The sequence below is a fragment of the Microvirga sp. BSC39 genome (assembly GCF_000739015.1).
In the GTDB taxonomy this organism is placed as follows: Bacteria; Pseudomonadota; Alphaproteobacteria; order Rhizobiales; family Beijerinckiaceae; genus Microvirga.
The window spans coordinates 212,309-234,469 of sequence record NZ_JPUG01000077.1 but is presented as its reverse complement, the minus strand read 5'-3'; the positions used below and the strand labels follow the sequence as shown (position 1 = coordinate 234,469).

The 22,161-nt window shown below is 66.4% G+C and carries 17 protein-coding genes; 7 read left to right on the top strand and 10 right to left on the bottom strand.

Translation table 11 applies throughout. The features are described 5' to 3' along the window. Positions 1-30 precede the first annotated feature (30 nt). Complete coding sequence (mgrA, locus tag MA07_RS23350) at positions 31-1,074, top strand: L-glyceraldehyde 3-phosphate reductase (protein WP_036357509.1); 1,044 nt, start codon at positions 31-33, stop codon at positions 1,072-1,074. Positions 1,075-1,233: 159 nt separating this feature from the next. After that, the gene (locus tag MA07_RS28110; protein ID WP_160195485.1) at positions 1,234-1,638 is read left to right on the top strand and encodes a PilZ domain-containing protein; all 405 of its coding nucleotides are present in this window, start codon (positions 1,234-1,236) and stop codon (positions 1,636-1,638) included. Between the two features lie 43 nt (positions 1,639-1,681). Here the strand turns inward: MA07_RS28110 and mutL are convergent, their stop codons facing one another. From mutL to ileS, 7 genes are all read right to left on the bottom strand, one after another. Continuing rightward, entirely contained in the window at positions 1,682-3,532 is a 1,851-nt protein-coding gene (mutL, locus tag MA07_RS23340) for a DNA mismatch repair endonuclease MutL (RefSeq protein WP_052003463.1), read from the bottom strand. A gap of 349 nt (positions 3,533-3,881) precedes the next feature. Beyond that, complete coding sequence (locus MA07_RS23335) at positions 3,882-5,198, bottom strand: glucose-6-phosphate isomerase (protein ID WP_036357502.1); 1,317 nt, start codon at positions 5,196-5,198, stop codon at positions 3,882-3,884. Between the two features lie 226 nt (positions 5,199-5,424). Continuing rightward, positions 5,425-6,702 carry a pitrilysin family protein gene (locus tag MA07_RS23330; protein ID WP_036357499.1) on the bottom strand — a complete coding sequence of 426 codons (1,278 nt, stop codon included), beginning with the start codon at positions 6,700-6,702 and terminating at the stop codon, positions 5,425-5,427. A gap of 28 nt (positions 6,703-6,730) precedes the next feature. Then, positions 6,731-8,062: a pitrilysin family protein gene (locus MA07_RS23325; RefSeq protein WP_036357497.1), complete on the bottom strand. Its 1,332-nt coding sequence runs from the start codon at positions 8,060-8,062 to the stop codon at positions 6,731-6,733. Positions 8,063-8,278: 216 nt separating this feature from the next. Next, positions 8,279-8,926, bottom strand: a complete 648-nt coding sequence (locus MA07_RS28105) for a hypothetical protein (protein WP_152568997.1) — start codon at positions 8,924-8,926, stop codon at positions 8,279-8,281. An 85-nt stretch (positions 8,927-9,011) separates the two neighbouring features. Beyond that, positions 9,012-9,482, bottom strand: coding sequence for a signal peptidase II (lspA, locus tag MA07_RS23315; protein WP_036357960.1), 471 nt, complete (start codon positions 9,480-9,482; stop codon positions 9,012-9,014). Positions 9,483-9,631: 149 nt separating this feature from the next. Continuing rightward, positions 9,632-12,580 (bottom strand): isoleucine--tRNA ligase, encoded by a 2,949-nt coding sequence (gene ileS / locus MA07_RS23310; RefSeq protein ID WP_081929135.1) that lies wholly within the window; start codon positions 12,578-12,580, stop codon positions 9,632-9,634. 293 nt (positions 12,581-12,873) lie between these two features. On the opposite strand from ileS, the gene msrB reads away from it, so the two are divergent. After that, a complete protein-coding gene (msrB, locus tag MA07_RS23305) occupies positions 12,874-13,377 on the top strand; it encodes a peptide-methionine (R)-S-oxide reductase MsrB (RefSeq protein WP_036357957.1) in 504 nt (167 codons plus the stop codon). Between the two features lie 9 nt (positions 13,378-13,386). After that, positions 13,387-14,556, top strand: a complete 1,170-nt coding sequence (locus tag MA07_RS23300) for a DUF3095 domain-containing protein (protein WP_036357493.1) — start codon at positions 13,387-13,389, stop codon at positions 14,554-14,556. Between the two features lie 257 nt (positions 14,557-14,813). Here MA07_RS23300 and MA07_RS23295 read toward each other — a convergent pair whose 3' ends face one another. The 3 genes from MA07_RS23295 to MA07_RS28100 all read right to left on the bottom strand — a co-directional run bounded on the left by MA07_RS23295 (position 14,814) and on the right by MA07_RS28100 (position 18,295). After that, a complete protein-coding gene (locus tag MA07_RS23295; RefSeq protein ID WP_036357490.1) occupies positions 14,814-15,758 on the bottom strand; it encodes a bifunctional riboflavin kinase/FAD synthetase in 945 nt (314 codons plus the stop codon). A 329-nt stretch (positions 15,759-16,087) separates the two neighbouring features. Beyond that, on the bottom strand, positions 16,088-16,963 hold the full coding sequence (locus MA07_RS23285; RefSeq protein ID WP_036357484.1) for a TIGR01459 family HAD-type hydrolase: 876 nt from the start codon (positions 16,961-16,963) through the stop codon (positions 16,088-16,090). 51 nt (positions 16,964-17,014) lie between these two features. After that, the gene (locus MA07_RS28100) at positions 17,015-18,295 is read right to left on the bottom strand and encodes an EAL domain-containing protein (protein WP_052003461.1); all 1,281 of its coding nucleotides are present in this window, start codon (positions 18,293-18,295) and stop codon (positions 17,015-17,017) included. Positions 18,296-18,463: 168 nt separating this feature from the next. On the opposite strand from MA07_RS28100, the gene MA07_RS23275 reads away from it, so the two are divergent. The 3 genes from MA07_RS23275 (at position 18,464) to hisS (ending at position 22,105) form a co-directional block, all read left to right on the top strand. After that, positions 18,464-18,685 (top strand): heavy metal-associated domain-containing protein, encoded by a 222-nt coding sequence (locus MA07_RS23275; protein ID WP_036357480.1) that lies wholly within the window; start codon positions 18,464-18,466, stop codon positions 18,683-18,685. Positions 18,686-18,918: 233 nt separating this feature from the next. Next, positions 18,919-20,268 (top strand): aspartate aminotransferase family protein, encoded by a 1,350-nt coding sequence (locus MA07_RS23270; protein WP_052003460.1) that lies wholly within the window; start codon positions 18,919-18,921, stop codon positions 20,266-20,268. Between the two features lie 352 nt (positions 20,269-20,620). Further along, the gene (gene hisS, locus MA07_RS23265) at positions 20,621-22,105 is read left to right on the top strand and encodes a histidine--tRNA ligase (protein WP_036357477.1); all 1,485 of its coding nucleotides are present in this window, start codon (positions 20,621-20,623) and stop codon (positions 22,103-22,105) included. Positions 22,106-22,161 lie beyond the last annotated feature (56 nt).

Here is a 22,161-nt window from a genome sequence, read left to right as displayed (position 1 = left end):
CTCGGCCCTTTTGCTGCGCTGGAGATTTCGATGGCCTACCTGCCCGCCGAGAACCGCTATGAGTCGATGATCTACAACCGATGCGGCCGCAGCGGGCTGCTGCTTCCGGCAATCTCGCTCGGGCTCTGGCACAATTTCGGTGAGGACAAGTCCGCCGCAACCGCGCGGGAGATCTGCCGCACCGCCTTCGATCTCGGCATCACGCATTTCGATCTCGCCAACAATTACGGCCCTCCCCCGGGCTCGGCCGAAACCCTGTTCGGCGACATCCTGCGCCATGACTTCCACGGCCTGCGCGACGAGATGGTGATCTCCACCAAGGCGGGCTACCGCATGTGGCCGGGTCCCTATGGCGAGTGGGGCAGCCGCAAATATGTGCTCTCCAGCCTCGACCAGAGCCTCAAGCGCATGGGACTCGACTATGTCGACATCTTCTATTCCCATCGCTTCGACCCGGACACGCCGCTGGAAGAGACCATGCTGGCGCTGGATTCCGCTGTGCGGCAGGGCAAGGCGCTCTATGTGGGCCTGTCCTCCTACAACAGCCAGCGCACCCGCGAGGCCGTCGCGATCCTGCGTGAACTGAAGACGCCGTGCATCATCCACCAGCCGAGCTATTCCATGCTCAACCGCTGGATCGAGGAGGATGGGCTCCTCGACACCCTCGACGGTGTCGGCATGGGCTCCATCGTGTTCTCGCCGCTGGCCCAGGGCATGCTGACGACGAAATATCTGAACGGCATTCCTGAGGAGAGCCGCGCCGCGCAGGGCAAGTCCCTGCGCACCACCTTCCTGAACGAGGACAACCTTGCCCGCATCCGCGGGCTCAACGGCATCGCCGAGCAGCGCGGGCAGACACTGGCCCAGATGGCGCTCGCCTGGGTGCTGCGCGGCGGGCGCGTGACCTCGGCGCTTATCGGCGCGAGCCGTCCCGAGCAGGTCGTCGACTGCGTGGGCGCTCTCAAGAACCTGTCGTTCACGGCGGACGAGCTGGCGGAGATCGACCGCTTTGCCGGCGAGGGCAACCTGAACATCTGGGCGGCCTCGGCGGAGCGGAAGGGTCCGTCGCGTTAAGGCATCGGAAGTGGATCCGCACTTTTGGGATCGATCCGATGCTCCAGGACAGACACAATCCCCAACCCCTTCGGGGATACCCCTTTCGAGGGACTTGAGTAGCTGGTTAACAAGTGGTTAATGCAAAGCTTCATTGGCCATTTGTCCCAGGTCTCTTCCATGGTCCCTGCCATCGCTACCGATAACCGCCGGCACGCCAGGCGCTTTCCTGCCCATCACCCGGCGCAGATCATGCTGGGACCCGACGCGATGATCCCCTGCACGGTGCGGGACATCTCGACCGGCGGCGCCAGGATTGCCCTGAAGCCGCAGATGGACCTGCCGGAGACCTTCGAGCTGTTCATCGCGGCCCATGACCTGCAGGTCCGCCGGGCGCGGGTGTGCTGGCGCAAGGGCGGTTTCGCCGGGATCGCGTTCAGCGCCGACGAGGCCGATGCAGCCATGAGCGTGGAAGCGCCTCGGCCGCTCACCTTCGAAGATTGCCTCGATCAGGCCGCCATGCCGGCCCATCTTGCAGCCAAACCGGCGCGCAAGAACCTCAAGCTCTGGCAGACCAGCATCTGACCACCGCGCGTTCTTCTAAAGGGAGAACTCGATCAGAAACGCGTCAGCGCCGTCCGAACAGGCGCTCGATGTCGCTCAGCTTCAGTTCGACATAGGTCGGGCGCCCGTGGTTGCACTGGCCCGACAGCGGCGTCGACTCCATCTCACGCAGGAGCGCATTCATCTCCTCCGGCCGCAGGCGCCGCCCGGCGCGGATCGAGCCGTGGCAGGACATGCGCGAGAGCACCGCGTCGAGCCGCTCCTCCAGCGGGCCTGCAGCACCCTGCCCCCATTCGGCGAGCGCATCGGCCACATCCTGCACCAGAGCCTTGATGCGTCCGCCTGCGAGCGCCGACGGCACCTCGCGCACGAGGAGCGCGCCGTGGCCGAACGGCTCGACCACGAGACCGAGCCCCTCCAGCACGGCGGCGTCCGCAAGCACCCGGTCCGCATCGATGGGGTCGAGATCGACCACCTCGGGGATCAGCAGCAATTGCCGCCCAATCCCCGACGAGGCGCGCTCGCGCTTCAGCCGCTCGTAGACGAGGCGCTCATGCGCCGCATGCTGATCGACGATGACGATGCCGTCCTGCGTCTGCGCCACGATATATGTGCCATGCAGCTGCGCGCGCGCGGCACCGAGCGGCGATTCCTCGGTCTGCCCCTCCACTTCATGCAGCGTCGCGCGGCTGTCGGCGGAAGGCGCGGCGAGATCCGGCAGGCTCGCCTGCCGCTCGGCAAGGCCCGGAGCGGATGCATAGGGCTGCTCCTTTGCATCGAGCGGCGCCTGCCAGTTGGCGAAGGCGCCAGTGGGGCGGATCGCGTGGGTGCGGTGCGGATAAGCGGAACGCATGGGCAGCGCGCCTTGCGGGCGCAGGCTTTCCAGCGTGCGCGTGCCGCCGGTGGACGAGGCGCGGAAGGCATGGCGGGTGATCGCTTCCTTCAGGGCCGCCACCACGAAGCCGCGCACGAAGGCGGGATCGCGGAAGCGCACCTCCGTCTTCGCCGGATGCACGTTCACGTCGACGCTGCGCGGATCGAGGTCGATCATGATGGCGAGCACCGGATGCCGGTCGGAGGCCATCACGTCCGCATAGGCGCCGCGCACGGCGCCGAGGAGCAGCTTGTCGCGCACGGGCCGCCCGTTGACCACGAAGTGGATCGCCGTGCCGGTGCCGCGGTGATAGGTCGGCAGGCTGGCAAAGCCGGAAAGCCGCACGCCCTCGCGCTCGACCCCGATGGCCATGGCGTTCTCGTGGAACTCAGAACCCAGCACCCGTGACAGGCGGCGCAGGAAACCGTGCTCGCCGGGTTCCTCCGGCGGATAGGTGAAGGCCGTGATGTGCTCGCCCGACAGGGTGAAGCGGACGGTGGGATGCGCGATGGCGAGCCGCTTGACGATCTCCGTCACGGCCTGCGCCTCGGAGCGGTCGCTCTTCAGGAACTTCAGGCGCGCGGGCGTGGCGGAGAACAGGTCCGTCACCTCCACGCGGGTGCCCTTGGGCGCAGACGCGGGCCGCACCGGGCTTTTCACGCCGGCCTCCACCACGATGGCGCTGCCGGTCTCAGCCTCCGCCGTGCGGGAAGTGATCGACAACCGCGCGACCGCCCCGATCGATGGCAGGGCCTCGCCGCGAAACCCGAGGGTGTTGATGGCGAACAGGTCACCGTCCGGCAGCTTGGACGTGGCATGCCGTTCGACCGCGAGTTCCAGGTCCTCGGGCGTCATGCCCCGGCCGTCATCGACGATGCGGATCAGGCGGCGCCCGCCCGCCTCCACGGTGATCTCGATGGAGGTGGCGCCCGCATCGACGGCGTTCTCGACCAATTCCTTCACGGCCGCCGCCGGGCGCTCGACAACCTCGCCCGCAGCGATGCGGTCGACGAGGATGGGATCGAGGCGGCGGACGTGCATGAGGGCGTTCAACCTTCAGATTCGATGACGGGAAGATAAGCACTGAAGGCGGCGGAAACCAGAACGCGCGATGTTATTCCCGTACCCAAATCGTCCTCCCGGACGGCGAAAGCCGATCCGGATCGGGCAAACCAGTCCGGCTCTGTCATCCCGGGGCCGCAGAGCGGAGCCCGGGATCCATAACCGCTGGCGAGGCAGAACAAAGCGTAACGCTGCCCGCCTTTCTGAAAACGTCGTGGTTATGGATCCCCGCCTGCGCGGGGATGACGGCGTTGAGGTTCAAGCGCCACTCTCGTCCAGCGATCCCGGATCTCCGCTGCGCTTCGTCCGGGATGACGCACAGTGAGAGCTACCCCTGCGCCAGGTACTGCTTCGCCAGGATCTTGCCCTCTTCCACGGCCGGCTGGTCGAACGGGTCGACGCCCAGCGCATAGCCGGCCAGGATCGTCTCCAGCATGAAGTGCATGAGCAGTTCGCCCACGGCGCGCTCGTCGAGCTTTTCGACATGGATCTGGCGGGTCGGGCGGCCGTTCTTGGCCAGGGTGTCGGCGGTGGCGCGTCCCTGTGCAGCCACGAGGTCGCCGATATGCTTGCCGCCGAAGCCCGGCTCGCCGGCCCGCTTGGCGAGCTTCTCGTCCATGAGCGGCCCCTTGCCCGCCACGCCCGTGGTCATGACGGTAAAGAGCTTGTCGTTGGGACCCGCTAGATAGAGCTGGAGCTGGCTGTGCTGGTCCACCGGCCCGATGGCGGCCACGGGCTGGGTGCCGTGACCGTCCTTGCCGATGCTCTCGGCCCACAACTGCACCCACCAGCGGGTGAAGCGTTCCATCCGGTCCGCATAGGCCATGGCGACCGTGATGCCCTTGCCGTCGCGGGCCATGGCAACGTTGAGAGCCGCACCGAGCGCGGCCGGCGCGTCCTTCGCGGCAGCGCCGCTGCGGAACGGCTCGTACGCGTCAGCCGCACCCTGGCGGATCGCCCCGATATCGAGGCCGAGCACGGCGGCCGGCAGCAGGCCCACATTGGTGAGCACCGAATAGCGCCCGCCGATGCCCGTGTGATGCTCGAGGAACCGCACGCCTTCAGGCTCCAGCAGATCGCGCAGCGCATTGCGGCTGCCGTCCTTGCGCGGCTCGGACAGCCCGAGGAAAACATCCTTGGGGTGGGCGCTCAAGCCCGCCTTGTCCAGGGCCGTGAGCACGGCGATCGTCTGCATCAGGGTCTCGCCCGTGCCGCCGGATTTGGAGATCGACACGAACTTGGTCGAGGAGAGCGGCAGCTTGTGGAGCACCCGGTCGAAGGTGATGGGGTCGAGGTTGTCGAGGAAGTGGACCCGCGGGCTCTCGGTGAAGCGTCCGGCGCCCGGCACCGCATAATCCTTCAACTGCGCCAGGGTCTGGCCACCGAGGCTCGAGCCGCCCGTACCGAGGAACACCACGTCGGTGGCATCGTCCCGCAGGAAGGTGGCCGCTTCGCGGATGCTCGCCAGATCCTCGGTGGTGCGAGGCATGTGGAGCAGCGGCAGGCGGCCGGAGGCATCGTCCTGCGCCAGTCGCTCCATGGCCTCGCCCACGAGCGCGAGCGCCTGGTCCAGCGCTGTCTGCGGCAGACCGCCCTCCCCGATGGTGGCATCCAGGGCAAGATCGATCGATTGCTGCAGGGGCATGGCGTACTCCGACTCGTTGCAAGTTGGAGCGGAAGATTAGGGCAGAGCCAGGCCTGAGGCTAGAGCCGCGGCACCGAGCCGAAGTCTCTGTCGTGAAAGACGATCAGGGATGACGTCTCCCGCGTCATCACCGGCACTAGGCCGGTGATGACGACGGAAGCGGAGTTCAAGACGGAGTCTTGGGAACGGACCCTTGGGACAAGCTCGCTGTCCGGAGACGGCAGCCTCACACCCCGGTCGGCCGCCCGGCGATCACCGTGAGCATCCGGCCGTCGCCGAAGATGCGCTCGGCCGCCTGGCGGATGTCGGCCTGGGTCACCGCACCGACGAGGGCGTTGCGGCGCGCGATGTAGTCGATGCCGAGCCCCTCGAAGGCGATCTGCGCCAGGGTGTGGGCGATCTTGGTCGAGGTGTCGAAGCCGAGCGCATAGGAGCCGACGAGATAGTCCTTGGCCTTCTGCAGCTCCTCGTCCGAAGGGCCTTCGCTCGTCAGCTTCGCCATCTCATCGGTGATGACGTCGAGCGCCTCGACGACGCGCTCGTTCTTCGTGGCCGTGTAGCCCCAGGTCATGGCGGCGGAGCGGTAGCTCACCAGCGAGGTGCCGACGCTGTAGGCGAGGCCGCGCTTCTCGCGCACTTCCTGGAACAGGCGCGACGTAAAGGCGCCGCCGCCAAGGATGTGATTGAGCACATAGGCCGGGATAAAGCCTGGATCGCGCCAGGCGAGGCCGTTCATGCCGAAGCGGATGACCGATTGCGGCACGTCGAGATCGACCACGATGCGCGAGCCGATCTTCTGCAGCGTCGCGGGCTCGATGATGCCGAGAGGCTTCGCTTCGGGCAGGGAGCCGAACACCCTGTCGAGCAGGGCCGACAGATTGTCGGCCCCGATGGCGCCGACGACCGCGACCTTGACGCGACCGCGGGCGATGATCGTCCGATGCATGGCCACGAGATCATCGCGGGTGATCGCCGCGACGCTCTCTGGGGTGCCGGAGGTCGGGCGGCCGTAGGGGTGGCCGGCAAAACCTTCCTCGAAGAAGCGGCGGGTCGCCATCACACCGGGATCGTTTTGCTGGTACTTGAGGCCCGCAATCGTCTGGGCCCGCACGCGCTCGATGGAATCCTGATCGAAGCGCGGCTCGGCCAGTGCCAGGCGCAGCAGCTCGAAGGCTTCGTCCGCATGCTTGACGAGGGTCTTCAATGAGCCGCCGAGCGCGTCGTTGCCGGCATTGAAGGACAGCTCGATGGCACGCGCGGCCAGGCGCTCCTGAAACGCATCGGAATCGTATTCGCCGGCGCCCTCGTCGAGGAGGCGCGCGAGCATCTGCGCAACGCCCGGCTTGGTCTCAGGATCGTGCGCTGAGCCGCCCTCGAAGATGAACGACACGGCGATGAGCGGCACCACGTCGGACTCGACGTGCCAGACCTCGACGCCGCCGGGCGAGGTCAGCGCCTTCACCTGGGTCGGGGACGAGGACAGGGTTTCGACAGAAGCTGTCATTGTGACCTCAAATTCTGGGCAGGCGGCTTCAAGAAGCCGACTTCTGCAGGTAGCCCGTCACGGACCGGCGGGGGACGAGATAGCGCTCCGCCGCGGAGGCCAGATCGTCCTTGAGAACGGTCTCGATCTCCACCGGCCAGCGGCGCACCTCCTCGATGGTCTCGCCGATGGCGAGCGCCGATCCGTAGATGCGCGCGAGCGATGACTGGCTGTCGGTGGAATAGATCGTCTCGGCCACGAGGCGCGTCTTGGCGCGCTCGATGGAATCCCCATCCAGGGCTTCGGACGGGATCGTCTTGAGCACCTGATCGACGGCCTCTTCCAGCGCCTGCAGCGACACGCCTTCGGACGGCACCGCATAAACGCAGAAGCGGGTATCCTCCATGGCGGAGGACATGTACCAGGCGCCCGCATTCACCGCGATGCCGCGCTCCATGACGAGCTTGCGATAGAGATACGAGGTCGGGCCGCCGCCGATCACCTCGGCGAGCAGTTCGAGCGAGTAGCAGTCGCGCTGCGAAGCCGTTCGGCAGGACGGCACGAGATAGAGCCGCTGCATGGTGGGCTGCTCGACCTTGGGATCCGCCACGGTGATGTGACGGGCCGCCACCGGCTCCGGCTCGCGCGGACGCACGCGGACCGGCCGCTTGCCCTGCGGCGAGACGCGGCCATAGGTGGTGTCGGCGAGGCGCCGCACCTCGTCCTCGGTCACATCGCCGGCGACGACGAGAATGCCGTTCTCCGGCGTGTAGAAGCGTCGGTAATAGTCGAGCGCGTGATCGCGGTTGAGCGTTTCGATCTCGTGCATCCAGCCGATGATCGGAATGCCGTAGGGGTGATGCACGAAGAGCGAGGCGGCCATGGCCTCGGACAGCTGCGCCGAAGGGTCGGTCTCGACCCGCATGCGGCGCTCTTCCAGCACCACGTCCCGCTCCGGAGCGATGACGGATTCCTCAAGCAGGAGGTTCGTCATCCGGTCGGCCTCGAACTCCATCATGGTCTTGAGGTTCTCGCGGGCGACGCGCTGGAAGTAAGCCGTGTAGTCGAAGGACGTGAACGCATTCTCCTGACCGCCGAGGCCGGACACGACCTTGGAGAACTCGCCGGCCGGATGCTTCTGCGTGCCCTTGAACATCAGGTGCTCGAGGAAGTGCGCGATGCCCGACTGGCCGATCGGATCGTCCGCCGAACCGTTGCGGTACCAGATCATATGCGTGACCACAGGAACGCGATGATCGGGAATAACCACCACGTCGAGGCCGTTATCGAGGGTGAAGGACGACAGGTTCGGGCCACTGCCTTCCGTCCGCCCGAAGGAAGCGGCGTCGGCGCGAAGAATGGGCTTAGAGGCAGTGTCCATGACGTTTCAACCTTGGCGACATCAAATCGTTTCGCAGGATCAGACCCACGGGAATAGTCAAATTAAGGGGGTACGCAAGCGAAGCCGCGAAACTTTCCGGTGGGGAGACGGTTCGCGCTGGTAGGCGAAACCAGGCTTGGCTTTTCAGGACCCCATAACGTTTTCAGGCGAAGCGGGTGGAACCCGTTCGCCTGAAAAAGAGAGAAGAGAGGATGGCTACTGCCGGCGACGCTCTTGCTGCTGGCGGATGAAGGCCTGCGGGCTGTCGGGATCGCCGTTGACCACGGGGTCGGCGGATGCCTTGAGCTTGCCGCCGCCCTGGGCCTTGAGCAGCGTTCCCGGGGGATCGCTGAGGTAGCGCCGCTCCAGGCCATCGCCCTGAAGTTTCACGTTGTCGTCCGACGTCGAGTAGGAGCGCAGCTCGTCCGGCGTCAGGCGGCTCATATCGGCCTGCGAGCCGGAGCGGACAGGAGCCGTCGTGGTGATGTTGTTCGGGTTGCGGCTGGCACGCATCTCATCGATGGCGAGCCGCTTTCCCTCGTTGAGCTTGTAGGCTTCGGAGCTGGTCCAGGGCGTGCGGGCCTCGGCGGCCGCCTTGCGGCGCGCTGCCACGTCGGGGTCCTTGGGCCAGTTGCCGTTGCGGGCCTCGGCACCACCGCCCGCAGCCGGAGCGGGCAGGTTCATGCTCGGCGGAAGCACGAGAGGTGCCCGCTCGTTGTAAACGATGGGGTCCTTCTCCTTGGGAATGATGCCGATGCTGCCGAGCAGGCTCTTGACGGTCTCGCCCTCCTGCGCCGAAGCGCCGGTAGCGGCGACCAGAAGCGCCAGAGCCCCTGCGCACCCTACGATTTTCATTCCCTTCATGGCACCCACCATTAATTTCTCGTTGTGGCCGGAAGGCCTGATCGCTCATTCTGGCGAACATATGGCAGCCGGAGGCCGTGCAACATCATTTCTTTGCCCGACGCCCTTCCAGCACGAAGGAGTCATAGAGCAAACCGACCACCCCCGCAACGATGGCGGCATCGGCCACGTTGAACACGTACCAGGACCATGAGCCGATGTGGAACTGGATGAAGTCGAACACGGCCCCGTAGGCGATCCGGTCGATGACGTTGCCGATGGCTCCGCCGACGATCAGGCCGAGCGAAGCCGCCAGGAGCTTGGCCGAGGTGCGGCGGATCCAGACGGACAGGCCGATGGCGGCCAGGATCGAGATCACGACCAGTACCCAGCGGCCGAGCTCCGAGCTCTGCTGGAACAGCCCATAGGAGATGCCGCGGTTCCAGACCACGATCAGGTTGACGAACGGCGCGAACTCCACCGGCTCCTTCACCGGCAGATCGAAGACGAACAGGGTGTAGAGCTTGGTCGCCTGATCGAGCACGAGGGTGATCAGGGCCGCGGAGAAGCCGAGGATCGCGGCGGTCGAGAGGCCCCGGCCGACCGTGCTTTTCCTGCCGGAGCCCCGCGGGCTGCGTGGCCGCGCCGCAGCGCCGGAGCGCTGCGGACCTGGCTGCGAGGTCGCCCCGGTTTGCGGGAGCGGCGCGCCCGTCTCGTTCGCCTTGCTCATTCCGCCGCCGCCTTGAGCTGGTCCCACTCCCGCAGGGCCGCCGCGTCGCGGGGCGTCACGTCCGGGTAGTCCGGATCGGTGCCGACCTCGGGCGTGACCTTCCACGAGCGGGCGCATTTGCGGCCCTCGGCGAGGGCCGGCACGACGGCCACGCCCTTCACGTCCTCAAGGCGGAAGGCATCGGTTGGCCCCTCGCCCTGCACCACCCGGATACCGGACGTGATGCAGATCTCGGCAAGGTCGAGGCCCTGCACGGCCTGGAGCAGGCTCTCATCCGCAATGTGTACGACAGGAGCAGCCTCCAGGCTTGCACCGATGCGCTTCTGCGCACGCTCGATCTCCAGCGCGCCTGTGACGACACGGCGCACGCGGCGCACCTTCGACCAGCGCTCCGCGAGCGCCTCGTCGCGCCACTCTTCGGGCGCCTGGGCAAAGGTTTCGAGATGGACCGACTCGGCGTGAGGATAACGCTCGAGCCACGCCTCCTCAGCCGTGAAGGCGAGGATCGGCGCGATCCAGGTGGCCACGCAGCGGAAGGTCTCGTCGATCACGGTGAGCGCACTCTTACGCACCTTGCTTGAGATCGGGTCGCAGTAGAGTGCGTCCTTGCGGATGTCGAAATAGAACGCCGACAGATCGGTGGTCATGAACGAGGTCAGCAGGGCGACGACACGCTTGTAGTCGTAGTTGCCATAGGCCTCGCGCACCTCGCCGCCGAGCTCCACCAGGCGGTGGAGCACGAAGCGCTCCAGCTCCGGCATCTCGTTGAAGGCCACCTTGTCGGCATCGCGGAAATGCGCCAGCGAGCCCAGCATCCAGCGGATCGTGTTGCGCAGCTTGCGGTAGGTTTCGGCCGTGGTCTTGATGATCTCCGGGCCGATGCGCTGATCGTCCCAGTAATCCACCGATGCCGTCCAGAGACGCAGGATGTCGGCGCCGTAATCCTTGATGATGGTCTGAGGCGCGACCGTGTTGCCCAGCGACTTCGACATCTTGCGGCCCTGCTCGTCGAGCGTAAAGCCGTGGGTGACGACGATGTCGTAGGGCGCGCGACCGCGCGTGCCGCAGCTCTCCAGCAGCGACGAGTGGAACCAGCCGCGGTGCTGGTCCGAGCCTTCCAGGTACATGACCTGATCGGGCCCGCCATCAACCTTGCGCGTCACCTTCAGGTCCTCGCGCTTCTCCAGCGCGAAGGCGTGCGTGCAGCCTGAATCGAACCACACGTCGAGGATGTCGTTGATCTTGTCGAAATCGCTCAGGTCGTAGCCGCCGGCTTTCAGGAAGCGCGAGCCGTCATCCGCATACCACGCATCGGCGCCTTCCTTTTCGAAGGCCTCGGCGATGGCGTCGTTCACGCGCTCGTCCTTGAGGATCTCGTTGCTGTTCTTCTTCACGAAGACCGCGATCGGCACGCCCCAGGCGCGCTGGCGCGACACCACCCAGTCGGGGCGGTTGGCGATCATGCCGTTGATGCGGTTCTCGCCGGATTCCGGCACCCACTCGACGGACTCGATGCCATGGAGCGCGCGCTGACGGAGCGTATCGCCCTTGTCGTCGAGCGGCTTGTCCATGGAGATGAACCATTGCGGCGTGTTGCGGAAGATCAGCGGACCCTTCGAGCGCCAGGAATGGGGATACTGGTGCTTGAGGCGCCCGCGCGCGATCAGCGCGCCGACATCGACAAGCTTCTTGATCACGGCTTCGTTGGCGCCCGCATCCTTGCCCTTGTCGTCATAGATGCGCTCGCCCGCGAAGATCGGCACGTGCGGGAAGTAGGACGAGTCCGGCGAGACCGTGTGCGGCACTTCCTTCATGCCGCAGGAAACGAACAGGTCGCGGTGCTTCACGTAGGTATTGTAGTCGTCCGCGCCGTGTCCGGGCGCCGTGTGCACGAAGCCCGTGCCGGCATCGTCGGTGACGTAGTCGGCCGGCAGCACCGGGACCGGATAATCCCAATAGCCGTTCGCGCCCTCAAGGCCGCGGAACGGATGTGCGCAGCGCTCGAGCATCACCGGCAGCACGTCCTTGACGCGCTCGTATCCGGCGACGCGGGCCGCCGCGAACACCTCGGCCGCCAACTTGTCCGCGATGACGAGACGGTCGCCCACCTTGGCCCAGTTGTCGTCGGCTGCTTCCGTCACCGCGTAGAGGCCATAGGCGATGTTCTCGCCATAGGCGATGGCGCGGTTCGCCGGGATCGTCCAGGGGGTCGTCGTCCAGATCACCACGGATGCGCCGTCGAGATCGCCATTGAGGGTGTTGGTGATCTTGAACTTCACCCAGATCGTCGTGGAGGTCTTCTCGTGATACTCGACCTCGGCCTCGGCGAGCGCGGTCTTCTCGACCGAGGACCACATCACTGGCTTCGAGCCGCGATAGAGCTGGTCGCTCACGGCGAACTTGATGATCTCGCGGGCGATCTGCGCTTCCGCGTCAAAGCTCATGGTCTGGTAGGGGTTCGTCCAGTCGCCCTCGACGCCGAGGCGCTTGAACTCCTCGCGCTGCACGTCGATCCACTTCTCGGCGAAGGCCCGGCACTCGCGGCGGAACTCGACGATGTCCACATCGTCCTTGTTCTTGCCCTTGGCGCGATACTCCTCCTCGATCTTCCACTCGATCGGCAGGCCGTGGCAGTCCCAGCCCGGCACGTAGTTGGAGTCGAAGCCGAGCATGCCCTGCGAGCGGACCACTAGGTCCTTCAGGATCTTGTTGAGGGCGTGGCCGATATGGATGTTGCCGTTGGCATAGGGAGGGCCGTCATGGAGCACGAAGCGCGGACGGCCCTTCTGGACCTCGCGCAGGCGCTCATAGAGCCTCTTCTCGTTCCAGCGCTGCAGGAGCAGGGGCTCCCGCTGCGGCAGGCCGGCCCGCATAGGGAACTCGGTCTGGGGCAGGAACAGGGTTTCGGAATAGTCGCGGGCGGCGCTTTGAGGCTTGTCGGTCATGACGGTCAATCAGGTCTCGTGTGGCCCGGTGAAAAGGCGGGCGCATCAGGCTTCTCTTGAAGGGCGAACGGCTAGGATCCCGGACCTTCGCAGGTCATGCGAAAGCCGGGCCGATAATTCGCGCCGCGCCTATCCGGGCCGCCGGCAGGGCCTGAGAAACCATGGGCATGGGGAGCCTTTTAGCAGCGCCGGGGCGGATAATAAAGCGTGGTGATTCCGGGAGCGGCTCCCTATTTATGGGCAGGAACCAGCCTTACAATGTCCAGCAAGCGACGGGCAGGAAGGATCAGACCATGGCAGACTCGACCACCACGGCCGAACGGCGCTCGAAAGCCGGCTTCGACCTCTCCCCGCCAACCCCCGAGCAGTTCCGCGCGCTGGTGAACAACCTCGACGACGAGGAACGCCGCGTGCTCCTGGAGCACGGCACGGAGCGGCCCTTCTGCGGCATCTTCAACGAGGCCAAGGACAAGGGCACCTATTGCTGCCGCCTCTGCGGGCTTCCGCTCTTCCACGCCGGCACCAAGTTCGAGTCCGGCACCGGCTGGCCGAGCTTCTTCGACCCCATCGACCGCTCGCATGTCGCCTTCGTGCGCGACACCAGCTACGGCATGGTCCGCACCGAGATCCTCTGCGCCCGCTGCGAAGGCCATCTCGGCCACGTGTTCAATGACGGCCCGCCCCCGACCGGCGAGCGCTACTGCATGAACTCGGTGTCCATGCGGTTCGTGGCCGAGGGCGATCCGCTGCCGGATGAGCTGGGGCGCGGCGCACCGGAGGGCGAGGTCACGGGCTAAGGCCCCGCCATGGAGCCGAGCCGACAGGACAGGGACACCGGGACGGGCGCCGATTTCTACGCCCGCCTGCCGGTTTTCGACCACTTCTCCGACCTGACCGATCCGGGACGATACATGCCGGTTCCGGACGATTGGGTGCTCGGCCTCAGCGACATCGTGCGCTCCACCTCGGCCATCCAGGCGGGGCGCTACAAGGAAGTCAACACGGCTGCCGCCGCGGTTATCGCGGCGGTGGCCAACAAGCTCGGCACCAGCGAATTCCCCTTCGTGTTCGGCGGCGATGGCGCGAGCTTCGCCCTGCCGGCCTCGCAGGTCGACCTTGCACGGGACGCGTTGAGCGCCGTCGCGGCCTGGGTGCGGGATGCCTTCGGCTTCGAGCTGCGCATCGCCCTCGTGCCGGTCTCCGAAATCAGGGCGCAGGGCCACGACGTCCGGATCGCCCGGTTCTCCGCTTCGCCGGACGTGTCCTATGCCATGTTCGCTGGCGGCGGCCTGGCCTATGCCGAGCGGCAGATGAAGAGCGGCGCCTTCACCATTCCACCGGCTCCATCGGGCACCCTCCCCGACCTCTCGGGTCTGAGCTGCCGCTTCGATGAGATCAGGCCGGAACGCGGCGTCATTCTCTCCCTGATCATCCTGCCGACCCTGGAAGCCAACATGGGGGCGTTCAACACGCTCATCAGCCAGGTGCTCGCCCTGGCCGAGGGCCAGGAAGCCGGCCGCCCGCTGCCGGACAAGGGGCCTCCGCTCGCGTCCCCGTTCCAGGGCTTCGGGATCGAAGCCAAGACGTTGGGGGCACGCGGCCTCCGCCTGCGGCCCCTGGTGCGGCTCGCAGCCGGGCGCCTGGCCGCGTTCATGATCTTCCGGACGGGCCGCTCGTTGGGCGGCTTCGACCCCGCCCAATACCGCCACCAGCTCGTCGAGAACACGGACTTTCGCAAGTTCGACGATGGCCTGCGCATGACGCTCGACTGCACGCTCGCCCTCGCCGACCGGCTTGAGGCTCTTCTGCAGGAAGCGGAGCAGCAAGGCATCGCCCGCCATGGCCTGCACCGGCAGGAGGCGGCCCTCATGACCTGCTTCGTCCCCTCGCCCACCCGAGCCGACCACATCCATTTCGTCGACGGAGCCATGGGCGGCTACGCCATGGCCGCGCAGGCGCTGAAGCCTGCATCGTGAAGGCCGTCATCCCGGACGAAGCGCAGCGAAGATCCGGGATCGCGTGCAGGATGGAGTGCCGGAACCTCCACACTGTCATCCCCGCGCAGGCGGGGATCCATAAACACGACGCTTTAAGATAGGCAGGCAGCGTTACGCTTCGTTCTGCCTGGTCAGCGGTTATGGATCCCGGGCTCCGCTACGCGGCCCCGGGATGACAGGGCTGGACTGGTTTGCGCGATCCCCGATCGCCTGCGGCGTCCGGGATGACGATTGACCTACCCAATCATCGAAACCGTCTTGTCCTCGGCCAGCATCCGCTTCGCCTCGATGGAATCCCGGTCCATCCGGGCGATCAGCGCCTCGACACCGTCGAACCGCTCCTCGCCGCGGAGCCAGCCGATGAACTCCACGTCCAGGATCTGCCCGTAGAGATCGCCGGCAAAGTCGAACAGATGCACCTCGAGGAGCGGCGCTCCGTTGTCGAAGGTGGGGCGGCGGCCGAAGCTGGCGACGCCATCGACCAATGTGCCGCCAACCGATGCCCGCACCGCATAGATGCCGTGGCGCAGGCGGCAATCGTCGGGAAGGCGCATATTGGCCGTGGGATAACCGAGAACACGCCCGCGCTTGTCGCCATGGCGGACCTCGGAGCGGACGAACCAGCGATAGCCGAGGAGCCGGTTGGCCGTGGCGATGTCGCCTGTTTCCAGGGCAGCCCGGATGGCGCTGGAGGAGACCGGCTCCGTGCCCTCGACGATGGCCGGAGCTATGATGCAATCGAGCCCCCGCTCCCGGCACAGCTCCATCATCCGCTCCGGATTGCCCTCACGGCCCCGGCCGAAGTGAAAGTCGTGCCCGATCACGACGCCGGACATTTCCAGGTCTTTCGCCAGCACGTCCACGAAGCCCGAGGCCGTGAGCGCGGCGAGGGATCCATTGAATTCTCTCTCAAAGACCCCTGTGAGGCCGAGCCGCGCGAAGATCGCCAGCTTCACGGCCTCCGGCGTCAGGCGGAACAGCGGCCGGTCGGGCTGGAAGAAAGTGCGCGGATGCGGCTCGAAGGTCACGACGGCAGCGGGCCGCCCGGAGTTCAGAGCCATGTCGAGGAGGTGCCGGTGCCCGCGATGCACCCCGTCGAAATTGCCGATGGCCGCGACGGCTCCCTTGAGGCTCTCGGGCACAGGCTCGCCATCGCGGCAGATCGCGAAGGAGGTGGGCATCAGGGAAGAACCTCGGAACTCATCTCGGACTGGTCGGTGCCGCGCGACCCTGTCGAAAAGCACCCGATGGGTCAAGCCTGTTCGCCTCGTGGCCTTGAAGAACAAGCCTACATTGTTGCATGCTCTCGATGAACTGATCCGGAATGCTCATGCTCAAAGCTTTTGCGCTTGTCCTCGCGACCTTCGGGCTCTTGTGGCTGGCTTTGTACATCTGGGACCAGACTGAGCACGGGAAGATAGACTACTGCTTAGACGCTGGTGGCGCTTGGGACTACGAGCTGAAGAAATGTCGGGGTGCCGGACCGGGCTACAAAGGCCCTTGATGCTGTTTACCAGGAGAGGACGTCCGTGAAGGCCGTCGGCCGCACCGGCTGCCGGCCGACCCAATCCTGCACGTGATCCGACACGAGGTCGCCCTTGTGCAGGCCCAACTCCTCCGCGTGGATGCCGCGGGCGATCATCAGGGCGTCGATGCCAAAGCCCACGGCGCCCGCGATATCGGTGCGGATCGCGTCGCCGACGGCCAGCATCCTCTCCTTCGGGATGGGATGGCCAGCGAGCTCGGACGCGACAGTGAGGGCCCGCTCATAGACCGGCCGGTGGGGCTTTCCCGCATAGAAGACCTCGCCGCCCATCTCCTCGTAGGCGAGCGCGATGGTGCCTGCGCAGGGCAGGATCATGTGGCCGCGCTCGACCACGAGATCGGGATTGGCGCATACCATCAGCAGGTTGCGCCGGCGCATGGCCTCGAGCTGCGGGCAGTAATCCTCGACCGTCTCCTCCTCGTCGTTGTCGAAGCCGGAGCAGACCACGTAATCCGCCTCCTCGATGGAGCCGAAGCGCACGTCGAGACCGCCATAGATCGGCATGTCGCGCGGCGGGCCGATATGGTGCACCACCTTGTCGATGCGTTCCTGAATGGCGAGCCGGGTCAGATCGCCCGAGGTGACGATGGCATCATAGGCCGAGCGCGGCACCTGAAACCCGTCGAGCTGCGTTCCCACCGAGGCGCCGGGGCGCGGGGCGTTGGACACGAGCACCACCCGGCCGCCCTTGGCACGAAAGCGCGTGAGCGCGTCGCTTGCGGACTCATAGGCTTTGACGCCGTTGTGCAGCACGCCCCACACATCGCAGAGGATGAGATCGTAGCGGTCGGCGAGAGGCTGAAGCCCCTCGACGTGAAGGGGAAGGGACGAGGCGGTCATGAGAGCTCACTTGTTCGGAGCCCCGGCGGGTAGGCCGTAGCGACTTCCAAGTCAACCGGCGCGGCGCAGGCGGGTTGGCGCATCCTCCAGGCCGAAGGCCCGCGGGAGGTCCTGCTCGCCGGCGATCTCCGGCTTCACCGGTCGCGGCGCCGCAAAAGCGAAGCCCTGGGCGAGCGGTACGCCAAGCTCCGTCAGAACCGGCACCATGTCGTCCCGGTCCACCCGCTCGGCGATCAGCCGGATGCCCTGACGGCGCAGGGCGGAGGCGAAATCCCGCACGTCGAGCTCCGGTCCCGCATAGCGCCCGTCCTGCTGCTCGGCGGCCCTGATCATCAGATCGGCCGGCAGCTTCATGAAGCGGACACCCAGATCCGCGAGAGCGTGCGGATCGAAGCGGAGATCGGCGGCGCGGTCGAGGGAGAACGGCATGCCGCGCTCCCGCAGGGTCGCAAGCGCGGCCCTGAGATCCGTATCGAGATGGCGCCAGCTGTGCTGGGGCAGCTCCAGCACGACCCTGCCGAGGATTTCGGGTGAGGCATCGAGCAGGCCGGCCAGCGACCACAGGAAGCCCGGCTCGACGATGGCGTGGGCCGACAGGTTCACCCCCACGATGGCCTCGCTGCCGCGGGCCATGAGATGGCGGGCCACCGCCATGGCGCGGATCAGGATCCGCCGGTCGAAATCGGCCGCGCGGCCGGAGCATTCCAGGATGGGCAGGAACTCCACCGGCGCCAGCAGGGTCCCGTCCGCCAGACGCAGCCGCGCCAGGGCCTCATAGAAGCGGATCCTGCCCTGCGGCAGCGACACGATGGGCTGCAGGTGCATCTCGATCCGGTCCGCCTCAAAGGCCTGGGTGACCAGCCTGATCCGGCTCGTCTCATCGGCCGAGAGCCTGCGGATGGAAGGCAGGAGCGACGGTTCAGGGAAGCGATCGGACCCGACGACGGAGCCTCCCACAAGCGTCAGGGCAGGCTTGCCGCGCAGCGCCGGGGCAGCCAGCGCGGCGCTCTCCGGCGCGCCCGCCGCTCTGGCGAGATCGCGCAAAAGGCATGCCGGACCTTGCTTCGCAGCCTTGGCCGGGCTCGGCGCGAGCGGAGCGGCAGGGATTGCCTCGGGCTCAGGCCCGTTCAGCCTGCCCGCCTCAGCCTGCTGCCGGAGGATGAAGAGACCGCCGACAACCATGGTGATAAGAGCGGCGAAGACCGGCATGACGAGGCCCGCCTCCATCGGCACATAGGCCGAAGCGGACGCCATGAAGATGGCCGGCGTGAAGGCGAGCAAAGCCGCCTTCCGGCCCTTCAGGACCGGATTCATTTTCTTGTTGGTGACCATGGGTGCCCCCGCTCCCCTGGCTCGGGGCTGATGCCCGAATCAGTGTCTTAACCGAATGTGAATCACGGCGAATCGCGAGGCAAGTTTCGTATTCCCGCAATGGACATTTTTGCGCAACCGCGCGTTGCTCGCTCAGTACCGGTCAGACAGTTTGGAAAGGGCGTATCGATGGAAGAGCCTCGCAAGGACCTGCTCATGCAGGTTCAGGGAATGACCTGCCAGGGCTGCGTCAATTCGGTCACCAAGGCGATCCAGCGGCTGGACCCCGGCGCCAAGGTCGAGGTGGATCTGGACCATGGACGCGTGCATGTGGTCACCAAGGCGCAGGCCCTCGAAGTGACTCAGGCTCTCGATGCTGCCGGCTATGAAGCGACAGGCATGACCATGTAGCGCAAAGCATCGGCCCAAAAGTGGATTTGCACTTTTGGGATTGAGTCCGATGCTTTCTTTTGATGGGAGCATCGTGTGACCGGACCCAGCGGGCCGCGCTAGCGAAAACCGGGTCCACTTTTCTGCACGATGCTCTCAGGGTTGCGCCCTGCTCATGGCTCGGCGCAAAGATCCTTTTGCCGCGCCCGGAAACGGCTGCTAGGCTCCCCGCCAGCCATTTCCGGGGACAAGCCATGACCGCGCAGATATCCAGAGCCGCCAACGACTCCCTCGCACCCAACGATCTAGAGGCCTGGTGGCTTCCGTTCACGGCAAACCGCTCCTTCAAGCAGCGCCCGCGCATGATCGCCCGCGCCAAGGGCATGTACTACTACACGCCCGAAGGCCGCGAGGTGATCGACGGCGCCGCCGGCCTCTGGTGCTGCAACGCGGGCCACAATAGGGACGAGATCACCCGGGCGATCCAGGCCCAGGCCGAGGAGCTCGACTACTCGCCGGCCTTCCAGTTCGGCCATGCAGGCGGCTTTGCGCTGGCCTCCCGTCTCGCCCAGCTCGCCCCCGGCGACCTGAACCACGTGTTCTTCTGCAACTCGGGCTCCGAGGCCGTGGACACGGCCCTCAAGGTCGCGCTCGCTTATTGGAACGCCAAGGGCCAGGGCAGCAAGACGCGCCTGATCGGCCGCGAGCGCGGTTACCACGGCGTCGGCTTCGGCGGCATCTCGGTGGGCGGCATCGTCAAGAACCGCCAGTTCTTCGGCTCGCTGCTGGCCGGCGTCGATCACCTGCCCCACACCTACAACCGCGAGCAGCAAGCCTTCTCCCGCGGCGAGCCCGAATGGGGCGCGCATCTGGCGGACGAGCTGGAGCGCATCGTGGCCCTGCACGACGCCTCCACGATTGCCGCCGTGATCGTCGAGCCCATGGCCGGCTCCACCGGCGTGCTGGCTCCGCCCAAGGGCTATCTCAAGCGCCTGCGCGAGATCTGCGACAAGCACGGCATCCTGCTGATCTTCGACGAGGTCATCACCGGCTTCGGGCGTCTCGGCACCGCGTTTGCCGCCGAGCGCTACGGCGTCATCCCGGACATGATCACCTTCGCCAAGGGTGTGAATTCCGGGGCCGTGCCTATGGGCGGCGTGATGGTGAGCGACCGGATCTACGACACCTTCATGAAGGGTCCGGAGCACATGATCGAGCTGTTCCACGGCTACACCTATTCCGGCCATCCGCTCGCCTGCGCGGCGGCGCTGGCCGCCCAGGACATCTACCGGGACGAGAAGCTCTTTGAGCGGGCCAAAGCCCTGGAGCCGGTCTGGGCGGATGCGATCCACGGCCTCAAGAGCCTGCCGAACGTGCTCGACATCCGCACCATCGGCATCGTGGGCGCCATCGACCTCGCCTCGCGCCCAGATGCTGTCGGCGCCCGCGCCTTCGAGGCCATGGACCGCGGCTTCCAGGAGCACGGCATCATGATGCGCGTCACCGGCGACACCATCGCCCTCTCGCCGCCGCTCGTCATCACCGAGGAGCAGATCGGCGAGATCGTCGACAAGCTCACCAAGGTGATCAAGGCGGTGGCGTAAAGCCTCCCTACACGAGGCGTCATCCCGGACGGCGTCAGCCGATCCGGGATCGCATAGAGGACGTGGTGCCCAAAACTCAACAGTGTCATCCCCGCGGAGGCGGGGATCCATAACCACGACGTCTCTGAAAAGAGCGAACAGCATCGCGCCTCGTTCTGCACTGTCAGCGGTTATGGATCCCGGGCTCCGCTGCGCGGCCCCGGGATGACAGCGCTGGACTCGTCACGCGATCCCGGATCTCCGCTGCGCTTCGTCCGGGATGACCTGTTTTGGCGAAACCCTTGCCCCTCCCCGCCGCAGGGAGTAGGACCGCAGCACGTTTTTCCCATTCCAACGGCTGCTGTAAGAAACCATGTCCAAGGCCGACAAGATCAAGGCCCGCGCGCCGCGCGGCTTTGCCGACCGCAACCCCGCCGACCTCGCCGCTACCGAGCGCATGCTGGCGGCGATCCGTGAATCGTATGAGCTCTACGGCTTCGAGGGGGTCGAGACGCCCTTCGTCGAGTACACGGATTCCCTCGGCAAGTTCCTGCCCGACCAGGACCGGCCGAACGAGGGCGTGTTCTCGTTCCAGGACGACGACGAGCAATGGCTGTCGCTGCGCTACGACCTGACCGCGCCGCTCGCCCGCTACGTGGCCGAGAACTTCGACGCCCTGCCCAAGCCCTATCGCAGCTACCGGGCCGGCTGGGTGTTCCGCAACGAGAAGCCGGGCCCCGGCCGCTTCCGCCAGTTCATGCAGTTCGACGCCGACACCGTAGGCGCGGCCTCGGTCGCGGCCGATGCGGAAATCTGCATGATGGCCGCCGACACGATGGAGCGGCTCGGCCTCAAGCGCGGCGACTTCATCATCAAGATCAACAACCGCAAGGTTCTGGACGGCGTGCTCGAGGCCATCGGCCTCGGCGGCGAGGACGGGGCTGGCCAGCGCCTCACGGTGCTGCGCGCCATCGACAAGCTCGACCGCCTCGGCCCCGAAGGCGTGAGCCAACTCCTGGGCGCAGGCCGCAAGGACGAGAGCGGCGACTTTACGAAGGGCGCAGGCCTCGAGGCTGATGCCATCGAGCGTGTTCTGGCCTTCACCGCCGCCAAGGGCGCGGACAATGCGGCAACGGTCGAGAACCTGCGCAAGGTCGTCGGCTCCTCCGCACGGGGCCTCGAAGGCGCGGATGAGCTCGCGGAGATCGCATCGCTCGTCGCCTCCTCCGGTTACGAGGATCGCGTGACCATCGACCCGTCCGTGGTGCGCGGCCTCGAATACTACACCGGCCCCGTCTACGAGGCCGAGCTGACCTTCCAGGTTCAGGACGAGGACGGGCGTCCCGTCCGCTTCGGCTCGGTGGGCGGCGGCGGGCGCTATGACGGCCTCGTCGGCCGCTTCCGCTCCGAACCCGTTCCGGCAACCGGCTTCTCCATCGGCGTGTCGCGCCTGCTCTCGGCCCTGCAGATGGTCAAAAGCCCCATCGTGTCGGGCTCCGAAAAGCCCGGCCCGGTGGTGGTGCTCGTGATGGACAAGGACCAGGTCGCCGCCTACCAGCGCATGGTCTCCGCCCTGCGCCAGGCCGGCATCCGGGCCGAGCTCTATCTCGGCTCCTCGGGCATGAAAGCCCAGATGAAATATGCCGACCGCCGGCAGAGCCCCTGCGTGATCATTCAGGGCTCCAACGAGCGCGAGCGCGGCGAGGTCGAGATCAAGGACCTGATCGAAGGCGCCAAGGCGGCAGGGGCCATTGCGTCCAACGAGGAGTGGAAGGCCGCTCGCCCGGCGCAGTTCTCCGTCTCGGAGGACAAGCTGGTCGAGGCCGTGCGCGAAGTTCTGGCCCGTCACTTCGGATAACCTTGGCCGTTCGGGAACCGCCGCGGTTCCATCGGGGTTGACTGGCAAGCTTGACC